Annotated in this window: 27 protein-coding genes and 1 tRNA gene; 3 read left to right on the top strand and 25 right to left on the bottom strand. The window is 40.7% G+C overall.

Features of this window, described 5'->3' with window-relative positions; translation table 11 throughout:
- On the bottom strand, positions 1-1,863 hold the full coding sequence (locus F7B60_04495) for a CBS domain-containing protein (protein MCE4614770.1): 1,863 nt from the start codon (positions 1,861-1,863) through the stop codon (positions 1-3).
- 196 nt (positions 1,864-2,059) lie between these two features.
- Here F7B60_04495 and F7B60_04490 point away from each other — a divergent pair, with 196 nt between their 5' ends.
- Positions 2,060-2,323: a hypothetical protein gene (locus F7B60_04490; GenBank protein ID MCE4614769.1), complete on the top strand. Its 264-nt coding sequence runs from the start codon at positions 2,060-2,062 to the stop codon at positions 2,321-2,323.
- On the opposite strand, the gene F7B60_04485 is transcribed toward F7B60_04490, so the two are convergent.
- A complete protein-coding gene (locus tag F7B60_04485; GenBank protein ID MCE4614768.1) occupies positions 2,315-2,563 on the bottom strand; it encodes a nucleotide pyrophosphohydrolase in 249 nt (82 codons plus the stop codon). The two genes, F7B60_04490 and F7B60_04485, sit on opposite strands and share 9 nt — an antisense overlap.
- A gap of 84 nt (positions 2,564-2,647) precedes the next feature.
- On the opposite strand from F7B60_04485, the gene F7B60_04480 reads away from it, so the two are divergent.
- Positions 2,648-2,827 (top strand): preprotein translocase subunit Sec61beta, encoded by a 180-nt coding sequence (locus tag F7B60_04480; GenBank protein ID MCE4614767.1) that lies wholly within the window; start codon positions 2,648-2,650, stop codon positions 2,825-2,827.
- On the opposite strand, the gene F7B60_04475 is transcribed toward F7B60_04480, so the two are convergent.
- Positions 2,824-3,816: a methionine synthase gene (locus tag F7B60_04475; GenBank protein MCE4614766.1), complete on the bottom strand. Its 993-nt coding sequence runs from the start codon at positions 3,814-3,816 to the stop codon at positions 2,824-2,826. The genes F7B60_04480 and F7B60_04475 overlap by 4 nt on opposite strands.
- A gap of 2 nt (positions 3,817-3,818) precedes the next feature.
- Positions 3,819-4,808, bottom strand: coding sequence for a hypothetical protein (locus F7B60_04470; GenBank protein MCE4614765.1), 990 nt, complete (start codon positions 4,806-4,808; stop codon positions 3,819-3,821).
- Positions 4,809-4,888: 80 nt separating this feature from the next.
- Here F7B60_04470 and F7B60_04465 point away from each other — a divergent pair.
- A tRNA-Gly gene (locus F7B60_04465) sits at positions 4,889-4,967 on the top strand.
- 133 nt (positions 4,968-5,100) lie between these two features.
- Here F7B60_04465 and F7B60_04460 read toward each other — a convergent pair.
- The 21 genes from F7B60_04460 to F7B60_04360 all read right to left on the bottom strand — a co-directional run bounded on the left by F7B60_04460 (position 5,101) and on the right by F7B60_04360 (position 16,939).
- Entirely contained in the window at positions 5,101-5,553 is a 453-nt protein-coding gene (locus F7B60_04460; protein ID MCE4614764.1) for a 50S ribosomal protein L15, read from the bottom strand.
- A 12-nt stretch (positions 5,554-5,565) separates the two neighbouring features.
- Positions 5,566-6,057: a 50S ribosomal protein L30 gene (locus F7B60_04455; GenBank protein ID MCE4614763.1), complete on the bottom strand. Its 492-nt coding sequence runs from the start codon at positions 6,055-6,057 to the stop codon at positions 5,566-5,568.
- Between the two features lie 15 nt (positions 6,058-6,072).
- Entirely contained in the window at positions 6,073-6,660 is a 588-nt protein-coding gene (locus F7B60_04450; GenBank protein MCE4614762.1) for a 30S ribosomal protein S5, read from the bottom strand.
- 47 nt (positions 6,661-6,707) lie between these two features.
- The gene (locus tag F7B60_04445) at positions 6,708-7,343 is read right to left on the bottom strand and encodes a 50S ribosomal protein L18 (GenBank protein MCE4614761.1); all 636 of its coding nucleotides are present in this window, start codon (positions 7,341-7,343) and stop codon (positions 6,708-6,710) included.
- A 13-nt stretch (positions 7,344-7,356) separates the two neighbouring features.
- Positions 7,357-7,815, bottom strand: coding sequence for a 50S ribosomal protein L19e (locus F7B60_04440; GenBank protein ID MCE4614760.1), 459 nt, complete (start codon positions 7,813-7,815; stop codon positions 7,357-7,359).
- Complete coding sequence (locus F7B60_04435; GenBank protein ID MCE4614759.1) at positions 7,812-8,210, bottom strand: 50S ribosomal protein L32e; 399 nt, start codon at positions 8,208-8,210, stop codon at positions 7,812-7,814. Before F7B60_04435 ends, F7B60_04440 begins: the two co-directional genes overlap by 4 nt.
- Positions 8,207-8,758 (bottom strand): 50S ribosomal protein L6, encoded by a 552-nt coding sequence (locus F7B60_04430; GenBank protein ID MCE4614758.1) that lies wholly within the window; start codon positions 8,756-8,758, stop codon positions 8,207-8,209. Before F7B60_04430 ends, F7B60_04435 begins: the two co-directional genes overlap by 4 nt.
- Positions 8,759-8,772: 14 nt before the next feature.
- Entirely contained in the window at positions 8,773-9,174 is a 402-nt protein-coding gene (locus F7B60_04425) for a 30S ribosomal protein S8 (GenBank protein MCE4614757.1), read from the bottom strand.
- Between the two features lie 11 nt (positions 9,175-9,185).
- A complete protein-coding gene (locus F7B60_04420; GenBank protein ID MCE4614756.1) occupies positions 9,186-9,350 on the bottom strand; it encodes a 30S ribosomal protein S14 in 165 nt (54 codons plus the stop codon).
- 13 nt (positions 9,351-9,363) lie between these two features.
- The gene (locus F7B60_04415; GenBank protein MCE4614755.1) at positions 9,364-9,864 is read right to left on the bottom strand and encodes a 50S ribosomal protein L5; all 501 of its coding nucleotides are present in this window, start codon (positions 9,862-9,864) and stop codon (positions 9,364-9,366) included.
- Positions 9,865-9,923: 59 nt separating this feature from the next.
- Entirely contained in the window at positions 9,924-10,685 is a 762-nt protein-coding gene (locus F7B60_04410; GenBank protein ID MCE4614754.1) for a 30S ribosomal protein S4e, read from the bottom strand.
- Between the two features lie 47 nt (positions 10,686-10,732).
- Positions 10,733-11,113 carry a 50S ribosomal protein L24 gene (gene rplX, locus F7B60_04405; GenBank protein ID MCE4614753.1) on the bottom strand — a complete coding sequence of 127 codons (381 nt, stop codon included), beginning with the start codon at positions 11,111-11,113 and terminating at the stop codon, positions 10,733-10,735.
- 11 nt (positions 11,114-11,124) lie between these two features.
- Entirely contained in the window at positions 11,125-11,547 is a 423-nt protein-coding gene (locus tag F7B60_04400; protein MCE4614752.1) for a 50S ribosomal protein L14, read from the bottom strand.
- 1 nt (position 11,548) lies between these two features.
- Positions 11,549-11,899, bottom strand: a complete 351-nt coding sequence (locus F7B60_04395; protein MCE4614751.1) for a 30S ribosomal protein S17 — start codon at positions 11,897-11,899, stop codon at positions 11,549-11,551.
- A 17-nt stretch (positions 11,900-11,916) separates the two neighbouring features.
- The gene (locus F7B60_04390) at positions 11,917-12,201 is read right to left on the bottom strand and encodes a ribonuclease P protein subunit (GenBank protein ID MCE4614750.1); all 285 of its coding nucleotides are present in this window, start codon (positions 12,199-12,201) and stop codon (positions 11,917-11,919) included.
- A 168-nt stretch (positions 12,202-12,369) separates the two neighbouring features.
- Positions 12,370-12,567 carry a 50S ribosomal protein L29 gene (gene rpmC / locus F7B60_04385; GenBank protein MCE4614749.1) on the bottom strand — a complete coding sequence of 66 codons (198 nt, stop codon included), beginning with the start codon at positions 12,565-12,567 and terminating at the stop codon, positions 12,370-12,372.
- Positions 12,564-13,295 (bottom strand): 30S ribosomal protein S3, encoded by a 732-nt coding sequence (locus F7B60_04380; protein ID MCE4614748.1) that lies wholly within the window; start codon positions 13,293-13,295, stop codon positions 12,564-12,566. The genes rpmC and F7B60_04380 overlap by 4 nt, the downstream gene beginning before the upstream one ends.
- Positions 13,296-13,299: 4 nt before the next feature.
- Positions 13,300-13,773, bottom strand: coding sequence for a 50S ribosomal protein L22 (locus tag F7B60_04375; protein ID MCE4614747.1), 474 nt, complete (start codon positions 13,771-13,773; stop codon positions 13,300-13,302).
- 11 nt (positions 13,774-13,784) lie between these two features.
- On the bottom strand, positions 13,785-14,207 hold the full coding sequence (locus tag F7B60_04370; protein ID MCE4614746.1) for a 30S ribosomal protein S19: 423 nt from the start codon (positions 14,205-14,207) through the stop codon (positions 13,785-13,787).
- 85 nt (positions 14,208-14,292) lie between these two features.
- Complete coding sequence (locus F7B60_04365; protein MCE4614745.1) at positions 14,293-16,020, bottom strand: hypothetical protein; 1,728 nt, start codon at positions 16,018-16,020, stop codon at positions 14,293-14,295.
- A complete protein-coding gene (locus tag F7B60_04360; GenBank protein ID MCE4614744.1) occupies positions 16,010-16,939 on the bottom strand; it encodes a MoxR family ATPase in 930 nt (309 codons plus the stop codon). Before F7B60_04360 ends, F7B60_04365 begins: the two co-directional genes overlap by 11 nt.
- Positions 16,940-16,947: the final 8 nt, after the last annotated feature.

Genomic DNA, 16,947 nt, shown 5'->3' with positions numbered 1-16,947 from the left:
CTATCCATTAGAAATTACCTTGTAGCTGTAACTTCTCTCCTCTGCCTTCTCTCCCCTAAAGGCTTCTGCTTCTCTAACAAGTTCTCTGAGTATGTCGTATTTGCATACCACACCGATCACTCTGCCATCACTGCCTTTCACTGGAATTCCGTCAAGGCTTAGTTCTCTCAGTTTCTTCAACGCTTCAACCAGTGTTTGGTTAGAAGTCAAGTAATCCTCTACTTTGGCAGCGGCGTCTATAGCGGTCAAAGGAAGAACCTTAACATATCTCCCCAGCTTTGCTGCTCCCTTTACTAATTTCCTTACCCATATTAGCCTCCTACTTTTCCTAGCATTTATATGGTCTTCATATGCAACGAAAGGCAATCTATTTGCACTGACTACTCCATATATTCCATCTTTATCTGCGACTGTAACAGCATCTAATTGGAAGGTTCTCATCTTGTTGACGACATAGGCTAAGGAATGATGAGGGTGTACGATACCTATTCTAGCTGGAGTTATCAGGTTTTCAACCAGTATCTTATGGCCTCTCTGTTCAACGAATTTCTCTACTATACTATCCTTGGTCACGAAACCTAGAAGACTACCGTTTTCATCTTCGACCAGTGCTACATCCGAATTGCCGGCCAGAAGTTTTAACGCAATATTCTCTATATGTTCATCTGGTTTAACTTTAGGAGGGTTTTTAATTATGATACTGTCTATGAAGAATTTATCATGAATCCTCCTTTTCCAGATCGGTCCTTTTAGAGAAATAGCTTTAAGCATATTCCACTTAGAAACTATTCCTATAACCTTCCCTGAATCGTCTAATACTGCTATGTAATTCGCACGGTGTCTAAGCATAAGTTTTCTAGCGTGTTCCACGGTATCGTTGATAGACATTGCTGGAAGTTCTGGAATAATCAATTCCCTAGCAGTAATCTTTGGCGGTATCTCCACGGCTTCTTTTTTCACTAGAACTTGCTGTAGCATAGATTCTGCTTTGACAAAAGTGATCCTTTCAATTTCTGGAACAGGTTTGACAACAACCCTAGGCTTGACCTTAACAGCTCCGGGTTTCGCTCCTTCTAGATATGCTCTTATGATATCTTCTTGTGTAACTGCTCCAATAACCTTACCTTCATCGTCTATTACTGGTATAATTGAGAAGTCGTTCTCGACCATAGTTTTAGCTATATACTCTATGGGCGTATCTAATGTTGCTACTACTACTCCTCTCGTCATTATGGTTTTAGCTTTTGCTGGGATGGCTATTTTGATTTCTCCTTCTCTGTGAAACCTCCATCTACTAGAATCCACTAAATCTTTAGCAGTTATTATACCAATAGGAACAGGATTATCCGTGGATCTGACAACTATTACTGCAGGATAGCTCTTCAGCACTAGTTTACTCCAGACTTTAGTAACTCTAGTACCTGGTTCAACAATCATTTCTCCAACTTTGTCTTTCGTCATTATTTCTGATACGGAAACAGCCTTAGGTTTATACCCTTTCTCTATAAACTTCTCTATAATATCTCTGAGTGTAACTACTCCGATCACATTATTGGAAGCAGGATCGTCGATGACAACAGCTTCCCAAACTCTCTGAGAAACCATTTCATTAAACGCTTTCTCGAGCGGAGTCTCTGGGGTAATTATAGGATGGTCTCTAGCAAGTTCAATAGCCCGTAACCCAGATTTAGCGCTTGTTACTATAGCGGTTTCCCTTCTCGTTAGAAAACCTTTGAATTTCCCTTCCTCATTCAATATAACAACAAGTCTCTCACCATACTTTCTCATCAACGCCCTAGCCTTCATCATAGACTCGTCTTTACCAATAATGGCTAATGGTTCTCTAATATACCCTGAAATCATCAATTTACTACACCTCCGCATCTAATACTATCAATTTTCAAACGCTATAATAATATAACAAGTATAGAATACTGCTAAATAAAAATATAGACTCCTATATGGAGAATTTTATTACAGCAGAGTGTGGCAGAAGCGTCTAGAAATACTGTAGAAACGGGGAATCTGCAGTAAAAAAATTGTTGGAGGGGTGAAGAAAATGTCAGATAAGAAGAAAACAGGGCTTATTTGTCCGAGATGTGGTTCGTTAATGAACTATCAAATAGAAGTAGAGCTCAAGCATGATGGGACTAGGGTTGTCTACAGATACTATCGTTGCCCAGTATGTAGATATAAGATAACTGATTCCGTTGTAACAATAAGAAGGGTTAACGGGAAAATAGTAACCGAGACAAAGAATAATAATATTCCATATCTAATCGAGTCATATTCCTTAAATAAAACAAGATATCTATCAGTTTAAACCATATTTTTCTTTAAAAGCTTTCTCAGCATCTAGCCCTACTAAGTTTGCAAGAGAAAGAGTCCATGCCATAACATCAGCGATTTCTCCCTGTATATCCTTATAAGACCCTTTAAGCAAAGCCTCACCAAGTTTCCCCACTTCTTCTACAAGCCAGGTAAAAGATTTGAAAAGGCCTCTCAGCGAGTCTTTGCCAAAATATTTCTCTTTGATAAAATCTTGTGCTTCTCTAATCTGCATGATTTACCCCCTAGATACATATGTTCGTAGACTATAATTGTTTAAAACCTTGGATAATAAAGTACTAAATAATGGTGGCTAAAAGTGCCGGCTAAGAAGAGGGGTAAGTCGAAGTCTAAGAAAATGTCTGGGCCCATGACAGGAGCTGGCCTTATATCTTTCTATGAAGAGTATGAGGGGCAAGTGAAAATGAGCCCAACATCTTTGGTATTGCTGTCAATAGGTTTTACTATAATAGTTCTAATAGCTAGAGCCCTTATCTAAACAAGTTTTTCTCTAGCTAGCTTAGCAGCCTTAACCATATTCTCCAGTTTTGCAACGGCTATTCCCCGGGGCAGTCTCTTTAATCCACAGTCAGGATCAACATAGATTTTTTCTGGTCCAATTATTCCGGTTTTAACTAATTTTTCAATGTCATTGAAGATTTCTTGTACCTCCTCTACTCTTGTTGAGTGAACATCAATGACTCCGTATCCTAACTCTTTATCAATTTCATACTCTACTAGGTATGGTAGAAGCCTGAAATTACTGTTTTTGAACTCGAAGTCGAACTGGTCTATCGGGAAGTCTAATAAATACTCGAGAATTCTCTCTATTTTACCGAAGCATATATGGACTATTTTCTTTGCCTTGATCCCATCGAATATTATGTGTAAAGCTTCGTTCACTACATCAACTTCTTCTTTGAGTGGTCTTGTAGAGAGTGCAGGTTCGTCGATTTGAACATATTTAGCACCTTTCTTCAGGAATTCCTCTACTTCCCTGCGAATAACCTTAGCTAATGCAATGACTAATTCTCTCCGGTCTCCGTAGAATAAATCAAAACTCCAATCTGCCATAGTATAAGGGCCTGTCAGTATTGCTTTAACAGGCCTCCTCATAGATACCGATGAAGCGTATACCCAGTCCATAACAGCCATCGGTTTGATATACTCTATTTCTCCAACAATGACCGGTTTTCTAAAGTATACACTATCAAATATTCTAACCCATTCACCACCCTTATAACCATTGAGCCGTTCTGCAAAGTATGCAACCATATCTTCTCTAGCTTGCTCTCCATCGCTCAGAATATCCACACCAGCATGTAGGTAATCGTCCATGACAGCTTTAATAGACGGTTTCACTAGTTCATGGAACTCTTCTTCAGTGATCGAGCATTTCTTCCTTTTTCTTATCAGATCCTCCGCTGGAGGGATCTTGGGGTAGCTACCTACAATAGTTGTGGGAAAATATTTGGGGACTTCATACATTTCTAGGCCACCTCCATCTTTATCCTCTTGGAGTAATCAGATAGTATTCTAGTCTTTTCGATAGCGTAATTGAAGGGAATTAAGTCTAGCCATGTACTTGTAGTTAAATGTAGTAAACCCAAACTACCTCCTAGTTTGTCAAATATTTTATTAACGTTCGCTTTGACCTTATCGTAGTTATCTTTGTAGATATCCCTGGCTTCAATAACTCCAAGTCCAAGCTTCTTGTTTTTCACGCTATATTGTTCAATTATAGAATCGCTTTTTTTGCAGTCAACATAATCGAGGGTAATGAAATCTATCTCCTTGATATCGAGAAGCTCTGTATAAGCATCTTCTAGAACGCACCCAAAGTAAACTGACACTCTTGCCGGGGTGTTTAAGCCAGATAGTAGTGGCCTATACAGGTTTCCTAGATATCCTTTAGTCTTTGCATAAAGTTCGTTATCCGTCAAGGCAGGCTCATCTATTTGAATTACAATGTTTTCTCCATCGATTCTACTAAGCTCCTTGTTAAGTGCCTCAGCTATCTTTGTAGCCAACCAGATATCATTCTTACCTGTCTCATTTTTTGATAAAGCAACAAATGTTGCTGGACCTGGAACTACTACTTTAACTGGGAAGTTTCTAGTGTAATCCTTGATGAAGTTAAACCTTGCTGGTAGAACATAATTCATGGGTTCGGGTGCCTCGCGAAATACAGGTATTCGATAAAAAAAGTTGTTGTCAAAATATCTTAGAAGCCCGGAAGGATAAACTCCTCTCCAAGAATTAACGAAAGATCTTAGTATATCATGCCATTCAAGCATCCCATCAACTACACACCCACAATCCAGTGCCCTCTGAACACCAGTAAGGAACACTGATTCATTGGTCAGGACACGATGAAACTCATCGCTACTAAGCCTACCCTCTTCATAATCTCTAACTAAATGCCTCACCCTCTTATTTCTAGGATAACCACCTAGTACAGAACAGGAAACACCTACCAAGCAAATCACCCGTCGTCTCTAGTCAACTTATCTAAGATAAAATTCTTTTAATCAGTTAAATCCGATACCAAACAATGGATGCGGCGGTCGTCTAGCCTGGACTAGGACACCGGCCTGCCACGCCGGGGGTCCCGGGTTCAAATCCCGGCCGCCGCACCAACCGATTATTCCCATTGAAAATTAACATTAGGGAGGTTCAGTAGGCGTATTCGATAAGAAAATATTAGAGAAGCATGCTGCTGATAGAATTTAATGATAAAAGTTCGAAGGATTAGACAAGGTAGAATTAGGACTAATCGCTTTCTCGCGTTATGACTTTACCGCCTAAGGATTCAATTTTCTTGACAGCGAGTTCTGTTGCATTTTTAACTGTGATTACTATTTTTTTGGTGACTTTACCTCTGCCCCCGAGTTTCTGTGCACCAAGGTTTTCTAAGTCTATTTTATAGGAATTCTCTTCTTTTTTAGCTAGCCCTCGTTTTACTAGGAAGTCTATACTCTCGTCTAGTTCCCCTACGTTAACTATTTTGACATTATAATCTCGTATGAAGGGTTTGTTGAACCCGTGTTTCCCGAACCATGTCGGTGCGTGTTTTATGGTCCACATCCAACGATGTTTGTGCATTCCAGCGGCACCATGTCCTCCATGGGATCCTGGACCTCTATGTTGTCCTACTCTACCCCAACTCATTGACCTCGTCCTCCCCCTTAGTTTCCTTACCTTCCTTCTTCTACGTACGACCATAATGCTTCACCCCTAGATCATCCTTTTCAGTAGGCCATTTATATCGGAAGCTCTATAACCTAGTTCTCCTTCATCATGATAGTGTCGCTTTATAGTTTTTTCGAATCCTTTACGGGGAGGATGCAGTTTAAAGAAGGGTTTCACTCCATTCTTCTCAAGTTTGTGGTAATGAAGTTCTCCGCTTAACAGTTTATCAGCTAGTTCTTCTATGCCGTTTAAACCTAGATTCTCCTTTACCCATTCGCTTGTAAGCGGCTTGTCTCCAGCTACTCTACCTCTCTCTTCTAGAAGCTGAACTAGTGTTTCCTTGTCAATTTCCCCGTAAGTCGTCCAGTACTCGACTTTTCTCAACATGTCTCTAAGCCCGTTAAGACTCGAATGATATAGTGTTGCAGTGAATTTTCTTCTCAGTCTAAGAAGATCGAGTGTATACCTAACTCCTGGACGTAAACCCACTGTCCCTCTAATCCTGATAACTAGGAAAAGTTTTTGGCCGCTACTCATAATTATTCACCTATACTACATCTTCGAAGCTTTCAGCCAATCTACTGGAGTCACAAAGTAGTAAGTGTTCCTCAATGCATTGTACGTTGCACGGGCAAAGTTATAGGTTGTTCTAGTTTCTCCTTTAGTCTGACTCCAAACATCCTTTATACCCGCTAGTCTTAGAACCACCTTGGCGGCATCACCAATAACTAATCCTGTACCTTTCGGAGCAGGTTTTAGTACAGCTTCCACACTGCCACTCTTTCCTCTAACAGTATAAGGTACTGAATGTGCTTCTCCGCAAGTACACTCCCAGCTTCCACACCCCCTCCTAACAGGTGTTATATTTAGCTTCGCATTAACTATGGCCTTCTCTATAGCCTGACGTAGCTGTCTGGCTTTTCCTTTCCCTATACCTACGAATCCATCCTCGTTTCCTACAACTACGGTTGCCCTAAACTTAGTTACTCTCCCAGCGTCCGTCATTTTTTGGACTATTCTAACGTCCAAAACCTCATGCTTTAAACTAGGAAGCAGTACATCTACTATTTCCGGCTCTAAAATAGGCATGTTTCTAGCAAATATTTCTTCTATGCTAGTTATCATGCCTTCCTTGACCATTTTTCCAACTCTAGTCCTAGGCTCCCAGGAACCTTCTAATTGAATACTCAAGCCTTAACCACCTCTTCCTTGTTTAGGGTAGATATAACGTCTTCATAGTCCTCTTTTATCTTAGACAATACCTCCTCGAAATGGGAAGATAGATTCTCTGGAGGTAGATTATTTTTGAGATAATGAGAGAATAATCGTTCATATTTCTCTGGGTTCTCCTCTTTAAGAGTTGAAGCATAACTAGCTATATGCTCGCCCTTTATTCTATCTTCACTAGGTATCATTTTGTCACCATGTGAAATAATGAGGCCCGCATCAAGTGCCCCTTTAAGAGCTGCGAAAACTTTCCCACCAGGAACAGGAGTTATGAAACCTATATCTAGAATGGCCTCCTTCACTCCTGCCTTCAAAGCTTTAAGCCCGGCTAAGAAGCCTGTGAGATAAGCAGCTGACGTATTAGATGTACCGCCTTTCCACCCGTACTTCTTAGCTAGCTCCATACTATGGGCTGCAGCTATAGTCTCATCACCTACCGGTTTAGCCTGTATAATTTGTATATTAACATGCTTCAAAGAAGGCCTGACAACGAACCGTATTTTCCTCGACATAATGATTACATATCTCTTCTTATAGTTAGTTTTTCCTCCCCTTCTCCTTCTCCTAGGAACTTTATATCTAGGTCCTCTACCCATTCAAGTACACCCCTTACTCCTCTCTTATTATGCCATGATCCCTCATATACCTCTTAAGACTGCTCAGATTGCTGAACATGCCTCCCTTCGCTAATCTATAGAGCCTTCTATAGGCCTTCCTGTCGATTACTTCCTTATCTCTAAGATATCTCAGATACCTTCTCATTTTCCTGATCCTGTTAATCCAGTCTTCCTTGGAGTCTAAGCGAGCACCTTTTGTACCTTTTCTCTTACCATAGCCTCTTCTATGCCCTTTTCTCCTCTTTTCTCTTCTTTCTAGCCATCCACTATGGCTATTCCCTTTCTTTGGTTTTACATTTACGAGACCCTGTCTTACTAGACCCCGTATATCCTCTCTAGTTATAGCATCTGCGATATCATCAGATACGTCGGGATCAGGGTTTATCCAAACTCTGGATTCCCCTACACCTAGAACCCCAGCAGCAAGCCTCTTCTGCAACCGATAATTCATTGCATCATCCCTCCGTTCGCTAGTCTAATACCTCGTTTACGCGCGGCTTCAATAATTTTACTTTTTAATCTTAATCCGACTGAAGACGCTATATAAACAATGTCCTGTTCAGGATCGACATTTTCTAAATCCTTTAAGGATTTAATTATTATAGGCTTTAACCCTGAAGGATGCAGTCCCCGTATATCCTTAGGACTGCCATAGCCTATCTTTACAACGGGTGGATAGCCTTTAAGTTGGAGCCTCATTTTATTGTCTATTCCTTTAGGCTTTCTCCACGATTCTTCTCTTCCCAGTCCCCAGAATCTCCATGACAGGTATCGGACAAACTTTATTTTCCTTTTTCTAAACCCATAGATTCTATTCCGTATTTTATTTAAGCCTTTACCGCTCATTCTTCAACCACCTTCTTCTTGTAAATGTAAACGCCGTCCATGAATTTTCTCCTATCAAACCTTCTAACTTTAGTGGCTAGTTCAATGTTCGCAGCTGTCTGGCCGACTGCCTCGATATCTACCCCTTCTACAATAACATCCTCTCCCTTAACCGACACTTTAACACCCGGCATTACCCTGGCAATTCTGGGAGATCTTTCACCTAGGAAGTTGTTGATCAGTATCTTGTCTCCTTCAACCTTTACTGTTATTGGAAAGTGAGAGAAGATTATCTTCAAGTAATACTTATATCCCTTGGTTACTCCAATGAACATGTTTTTGACGTGAGATATTACTGTTCCAACCTTAGCTCTATTCTTAGCGTTTGCAAAGTATGCTTCTGCTACTACTTTGTCACTTTCTTTCTTTAGGATCAAAGGCTTCATATGGCTAAAATCTCGCTCTAGCTTACCTTTAGGTCCTTCTACAATGATTTTTAATCCTTCAATTGTAACATTGACTCTCTCTGGAATTTCAGCCTCTCTCAGTACATGAACATCCCTTACCATCGAATTGACACCCCTTAATACACGTATGCTAGAAGAACTCCACCCGTCCTCTTTTCTATAGCTTCCTTATGGCTTACAACTCCATGAGGAGTAGACACTATGAGAACACCTACATCCCTACTTGGAAGGAACTTCTGGAGGTCAACAGGCATCTTCTGTAAATCTTTGTAGCTTACAGATATTCTGGGTTTAATTACACCTGTTTTGTTTATTCTACCTAGTAATTGAACTTTGAATTTACCCCACCTGCCATCATCTATGTATTCGAATTCGCCTATGTAGCCTTCTTTCTGCATAACTTTCAGTACTGCCGCTATCAGCTTTGACGAAGGCATTATTACAACTTCCTTCTTGTTTCTAACAGACGCGTTGTATATGGATGTCAAAGTATTCGCTAATGTGTCAAGCATCACCATATCCAGTCACCTCAGCTATACTTCTTAAATCCTAAAGAGGGTGCTAGCTCCCTGAAGCATTGTCTACAAAGGTAAATGCCATATTTCTGTATAACAGCATCTCTAGTTCCGCATCTCATGCATTTCTGAGCTCCACGGCCCATAATTTTCGGCTTAGGAGGTCTATACTTACCCATACACCAACACCCTTCAAACCCATTGTACATTAAGCATCTCAGATAGAAGAACCATGGTTTCCTCCGGCTTTACTCTATGGCGGAAAGGAATGTGCGTTTTCCTGTTCTCTCTTCTCCTAGTAATCCGGTATCCGGGTTTTTCTATCGTTATTATAACATCCATGCCTATTATACCAAGCTCCGGGTCGTATTTGACCCCTGGCAAGGATATGTGTTCTTCTATACCGAATGATATATTCCCATGCATATCAATGCTTGAAGCTTTAAGTTTCCTGGTCACCGCTTCAAGGGCCTTGTCTAGGAACTCTATAGCTTTACCTTTCCTTAATGTAACCATGACAGCTATACTCTCGCCTTTCCTAACTCCGAATGCTCTTATCGTCCTCTTAGCCTTCCTGTAAACAGGTTTTTGACCCGTATATGATTCTAAGAATTCAGCCACTTTTTGAAGTCGCTCTCCGCTATAACCTAGACTAACATTCACAGTTACTTTTGTTATTTTAGGTTTACTCATAGGGCTCTTTCTCCATGTTTCAAGTATTCGATTATATGTCTCTGTCGATAAGGCTTCACTCACTTCCATGCACCCTCCGGCAAGCTTATTTCAGGCTTCTCTTTCCCGATGACGAATATGTAATCCATGCTCGTCTGGAACCTCTTTCCATATAGATCTTGAATTGTAACTACGCCACGGTAAAGCCTCATACCTTTCTTATATTCTACTATTCTGCCTACTCTCCCTATGTTCCTTCCACCTATTACTATTGCTATAGAGTTCGTCTCGAACGGGTAATAGTCGAGGACCTCCTGCCCGGGAAGACTTATCTTAAGAGTCCCCAGGGTCTTATAATTATCCTCGGCCGGGTTCCTAGAATCTTGCACCTTTATGATAAGATTCCTCCCGTCATGGAGGTTTAACTGTATATGCCCTCCATTGACTGTACTCTTATTCCTTATGAGGGATAGTTTGTACTTACTCTCCTCCTTATCTACGGGTTGAAGGGCAAAGAACTTAACAGGATAAGGGATGAACCTATAAGATTCGTCAGTATCAACAATTCTTATTACATCCATAAATCCGATAGGGTACTTATAGTCTTTCTTAATTTTTCCATCCACTTCTATATGGCCTTCGGAAATTATTTTCCTAGCTTCTCTAGAATTATCAGCTAAGCTGAGAATGTTTCTAATAACTATGAGGAGTGGAATACTCATTTGAGAAGGATGAGGACCTGGCATCGGCTTAACAGACCATTTATACTTTTTCCTAAGTATCGGCCAAAATGCAGGCGTATTTAATGCCTTCAGCCTTCTTTGTCCGCCCATTCTAGCCATTCTATCTACACCTCTCCATACAACCTAATTCATTTGGTATTATATAGTTACTCTTCTGTATGCCTTCTCCTTTCCAGTACAGCTCTTCTCTTTTCATCATCCAAGTTTAACTTGATGATCATCACATTAGACGGGTGTATAGGAGCGAATACTTGGTCTCCACTAGCTTTCTTCCGGGTCACACCATCTATGTTGATAGTGTATGATGAGAGATTGACTTTTACGACATTCCCTTCAACTCCCCCAAATCCGCCTCTTAATATTCTTACTCTATCACCCTTATGTACTGGGAGATCTCTAACACCGAATTTCTCCCTCAGTTCCCTGGAAAGGATAGCAGTCATTTGCTTCTGCCTTAGATGCAAAGGAGCATTATACAATGCCTTTCTCTGTTTCCTCGGTTGCTTACTCTTAGTCATTCTAGCCATTCCATATCCCTCTAAATTATGAGTGTAGCCAGGTTGGCTATTCTAGGGAACCTTTCAGCAGCTTCTTTGGCGATAGGCCCCCTTATTTCCGATCCTCTAGGCGTTCCGTCAGGGTTCACTATAACAACAGCATTATCCTCGAATGCTACCCATGTTCCATCCGGCCTTCTAAAGGGTCGTTTTTGACGTACAATAACTGCATGAACTATCTGTCTTCTCATGTTTGGGGTTCCTTTCTGGACTGAGACAACTACTATATCTCCTACGCCTGCAAAAGCCAGTCTCCTAAGCCTTCCTTTGTAGCCGGGAACTCCTATAATGAGAACCTCCTTGGCACCACTATTATCCGCTGTATGAACAGTACTTCCCACTTGAAGCCCAGCATTTATCTTTCTCCTAGAAGCCGAAACACTGACCTTTACCTTAGACGGCATCTTAATCCACCCTCTTCTTATGCCCTATTACAACAAATTTAATGGTCTTCGAAATCGGACGAGTTTCGCTCACTACAACTATATCTCCTTCCTTAACGTCAATGCAAGGAGGACGGTAAGCATGAATTTTCTTAGTCCTCTTCTCATATCTCTTATACTTCTTGGAATAGTAGAGATAGCTATGTGAGACAACTACCATACTAGGAGTCTTTGACTTCACAACTTCCCCGGTGAGAATGACTCCTCTAACTTTAATCTTACCATGCCATGGACAATACGGGCTATCACAAGTCCTTTTCGGCGGTTCTATTCCAGGTATCCCCACATTTTTAACCAGTTTCTTTACAGGCAACACATACACCTCCCATCTTACCCGCGTCTAAACGCCTCTTTCACCCTATCTTCTGGTCTGTGGTTTATTAGTTCTCCGGTTACTTTAACCCAGGTATTATCTGGTAGTCTAAACATAAATACACCACTGGATTTAAATACTTTAACAACGCGATCGTCCTGGCGCTTGATCCACAACATATTCTTTGTTTCCCACAATACTATTCCTTCAATGTTTTCCAGTTGCCTGTTACTATGTCTAACTATCTTTACAGGTAGTCCTATCAGTTCTTGTTTTACAATGTTTTTACTGGTTATCCTCAAGGCTGTTCACACCGAAATTGCTTTAGTTCTCCTCCAGGATTATATAATATGAGCACGACGTAACTGTGAGTAAATTAATTGCTATGAGAATGAATAAGATTAAGGGAAAAGAATTTTGTACTAGGATTATAATGTAATGAGGATGTTAAGTGATGTCAAACGGATTTACTAGGCTTTCTTTAGTTCTTCTTCTCTGTTAATGGTCAGTATGCGAGCGATGTCTCTCTTGACAACCTTTATCTTACCAGGACTCTCAACAACTCCTCCTTTGACTTTACCGTTAAGGCTGATTAGTTCATTGCGAAGTTCCTCTAGTCTTTTCATCCTTTCCTCTCTTGTCATATTTCTGATCTCACTTATCTTCATGCCCGCTCTCCTCCCTCAACAGTTTCTTCGGGCGATTCACCCACGATTTCTTCTTCAGCTTCCTCTAATATTTCCTCTATTTCTTCTTCAGCTTTTCTCTGCTCTCTTATCGCGTTTATGAAGTCGGCAACTTCACTTTCATCTTTTATCCTTACATAATCTCCAAGCGTGCCTGGTTTAACTATGGTTACCTGTACACCTATAATGCCTTTCTTGAGTAGAGCATGTGCAATTGCTCTATCCACTACATAGTCAGTGTGTTCACCTGTTTTATAGATCTTGCCTGCCTTGTATTTTTCAAAGCGTGCTCTTTCACTAGTTAGTTTACCGCTAATTACTATCTCTGCTCCATATGCTCCTGCTTGCATTATTCTTCTAAGAGATATGAAAGCCACACGGCGGAAATGATATCCTTTTTCTATATTGCTAGCTATTCTGAAGGCATTGACTCTAGCGTCAAGATCAGGGTTTTCTACGTTCATAACAGATATCTGCGGATTAGGTAGGTGAAAGATCCTCTCAAGGACTTGTGTTATCTTTCTGACAGTAGCTCCTCTAGCTCCTATTATGAGAGCCGGTCTCTCAGCAAAAATAGTGACCCTAGTACCTATAGGTGTTTGAACTATGTCAACTCCACTGTACCGGGCTCTTGCAAACTGCTTTGCAAGATACTCATCTATCATTGTTTTCTGCATGGCTTGCTTTATAAAGTACCTCTTAATCAACACCAAATCATCGCACCTCTTCTACAACAACCTCCACGTGGCTACTAATCTTGTATTTCGGGCTTGACCTACCGTAAGCCCGGGGCATCCATCTTTTTATCACCATTCCTTTATGAGCTGCAATATGTTTGATCCTTAGCCTCTCTATATCTAGACCCTTGACGTCAGCATTATTCTCAACGTTCCTTAATAGCTTCAAAATATATGTAGCTGCTTTAACAGGGTATCTACCGGCAGACCAGCCCCATTTTGCACCTAGACCTTTTTTATGGGCTTGCTTTCCACGGTACCTCCTAAATGGAACTGCTTCTTTTTTCTCTATTACTCGTTCCAAGAAGTCCATAGCTTCATCTAGAGGCTTACCTCTTACGGTGTTCAAGACTTCATACATAACTTTCGGGTGTACTGGTACATCTTTAAGCACAGCCCTGGCCAGGTTAGACTCGTCTCTTGCTTTAAAAGAATACTCCCATACAGGCACCTATATCCACCTCACTTTTGGGCTATGTGTAGACTTGACCTCGTAGCTTTCAACCCTGGTTCTCCGTGCTGGACGATCTTAGTTGACGGGCTAAACTCTCCTAGATAATGGCCAACCATTTCGGGTATAATTCTAATGGGCACATACTCCTTGCCATTATATACGGCGATTGTTACTCCAATCATTTCCGGTAGAATGATCATATCCCTTACATGGGTTTTTACCACAACCTTCTTGCCTTGAGCAATTTTTTGCCTAGCTTTCCTGACCTTTAGAAGAAGCTTGATCTGAGCCTGAGTGAAACCTCTGCGGAGGCTTCTGCGTTGCCTCGAGGGCAGCATCTTAACGAACTCGTCCATAGACATGTTAAAGAGTTCTTCTAGCGACTTCCCCCTGTAGGCGAATTTCTTCCATTCAGCCGGTATTTCCTGCATGCTCAATTATTCCACACCCTTATATCCAACCACTGCTCTAACACCAAATATAAGTAGATCCCTTTAAAATTGTTAATCCCTTAGATCAATGGGATAGGAGCTCTCTATAAAGAATTCTCTTAAGCCTCCTAACGTCTCCTGGAAAGATTAATTTAGCACCGGTATCTGCTAAAATCGCTGAAGTTCTCTTATCGTAATCCCCTACTAGAAGAAAAACAATTTTCCTTTGCCTTGCCAGTATTTCTCCTACTCTCTTCACAAGTAACCCTTTATCACTAACGTTGTGTTTGAGGTCACTAATGACTATGATTTTTCTATAGTACCTGGATAAACCGAACGCTGTTTCCAGGGCGTTGACCAGGTTTGTATTGCCACCAAAGGCCAGTTTATCTAGTATAGAGTCAATTCTGCATTTCTTCCTACACTTGAATACCTGGGATTTATCGGAGAATACTACGAGGGTTTCAATTAATTTTGAAAATAGTGATGAGTAAAGTATAACCTCTCCTGAAAACTGTGAAAGACTCCCACTAGTATCTACGACAAGAATAGCACCATGCTTTCTAACATTTCTTCTGTAGAGGAGTGGCTTATTATGGAATCTAGCTAAACGGAATGAGCTTCTCCTCACATCAAGGCGCCCGCTATTACCCGAGTCTGTATAGGTTTTCTTTGACGTTTTCTTTCTACCAGCCTTTGCCTCTACAAGTATTCTATCCTGCAGAAAATGAAGTAGCCTCCGCTTAACGCTTTTACTAGAAATAATACTTGCAATAACATCTGTCTCTGGGTAGAGCAAGCTGTATGCTAGGCTAAGTACTTTTATAGGTTCACTGTCTTCCCCCGTCTCAATATACTTGACTAGTCTGTCATATAGTGGATAGTTATTATCTTCTCGAACAGACGATAAGGCCATATCTAAATATCCTAGGTTGCCAGTTTCAAGATATCTTCGAAGATACGTCGAAAAGGATGGTGATCCCCCCATGTTTCTTGTATAACCGGCTGCCAACTCTGTTCCTTGCATTTGATTCCCAATAGCCTTGGCTTTTTCACGGTTTCTTATTAATTTGTTTGTAAGTGATGGTTTTCTTTTCAGCAAGTTTTCAAGCAGTTTATTATCAGCTATTCTAGGATTGTTTTCTACTTCATGTGCTAGTCTCGAAATTTCTCTACTGCTCAATTTATTTATTCTCGAATTTAATTCCTTAATTATTTTACTAGTTGTCTTCCAGTCTCTCTTCCTAATTCTTGCAGACAAAACATCTAGGAGCTTCTTATTATCCATGTATGATAAATAGGTACTAAGATCACTCTTAATTTCTGCCTCCATTAAAAGATCATCTCTACTCCATCCAACTTGTGATTCTCCAACTATCTTATTCAAAGACCGATTATTTCTTCGGAATTGTTTAACCAACCTTTGGATTTCTCTTTTATCTAAAACTCTGTGCAATCCAGACCTAGTTTCTCGGATTACACCAAGACGTTTTAGAAGCACGAAAAGTGAAACAGATTTCCTAGGATCAGGAGATCTATAGACATCTCTCCTCCTGAAGCAATCACCATAACGTAGTCCCAGTATCGAGAGGCCTTGTTCAATCAGTGCTTCAGGATCATTAAGCTTCTCGGGTTCTCTAGGCGTTCCAGTACATATGCCAATAGATTCGCATATTAGATTTAAATCTCTCTCCCTAACTTTCCCTTCTAAATCCTGCAAAACAGCATATGTCTCTATTAATCTAGAGAAAATTATAGCTTCTCTAGGACTTACTCTACTAGTATCTATATATTTCCAGGTATCAGAGGTCAATATGGCTCCCCGCATCTCTCAGAGTCTTTTCAACAAGTTCATTATCCTCTAATCTTTTGAGTAAAACAGCATAGGCAGCCTCAATAGCATCCTCTATTGTAACTTTCTCTCTCTCGTAAAGCTGGGCAATTATCTGTGAGAGCCTCCCCCATTCGACAAGATCTGAAGTCCCAGGTTTATATAGTGCTGGGGACTTTCTAAGCATCTCTATCACTTCAGACATGAACGATAGGACATCTCCTCCTAGAATAGGCTTACTTAGTGCCCGCAACTCCATGATCCTTTCCTCAATGTTGGATGGAGGGTAATCGAACTCCAATCTAATAACCCTTCTTAGAAAAGCATCACTTAGCTCGTTCTGGCCAATATCCTCAGGGTTGCTTGTAAAAATTACTTGGAACCCTAATTCATTTGCTTTATAATATCTTTTCAATTCCGGTATTATTATCCTTCTTTTATCAATAATATCTAAAACCATATTTTGGAACTCCTCGCTACTCCGTCTAACCTCGTCAATAAGGATTCCAGTATCAAGCAGTAATGCTGATAATAAAGGACGGGGTGTGAAGGATTCCTCGTTAAAGCCTAGTTTCATAGCCATTAATGGATGGAAATCGCCTATAACCCTATATTCATCATAGTTTTCGCTACATGGGAGAATGAAGGGCTGCTTTCCAGACCACAGTTCAAGTAATGCATACCCTATTTCAGTTTTACCAGTACCTGGGGGGCCCTCAAAAAGCACAGGCCGCCCATTATAGAAAGCGGCAAATGTAAGTGTAACTATTCTCTCATCTACCACAAGCTTATATTCCTTCTCCAAGACCTCCAATGCTAGATGAGGATTTCTAATAGGAGTCCTCTGTTTTATTATGCTTCCATAAAGTTCGGCAACCTTCCTTTCAAGAATATCTTCCATACAGCGTT

Origin of the sequence: Candidatus Tiamatella incendiivivens (genome assembly GCA_015522635.1) — an archaeon.
GTDB classification, from domain to species: domain Archaea; phylum Thermoproteota; class Thermoprotei_A; order Sulfolobales; family Acidilobaceae; genus Tiamatella; species Tiamatella incendiivivens.
The sequence above is the reverse complement of the archived record's forward strand: the minus strand, read 5'-3'. Positions and strand labels throughout refer to the sequence as shown.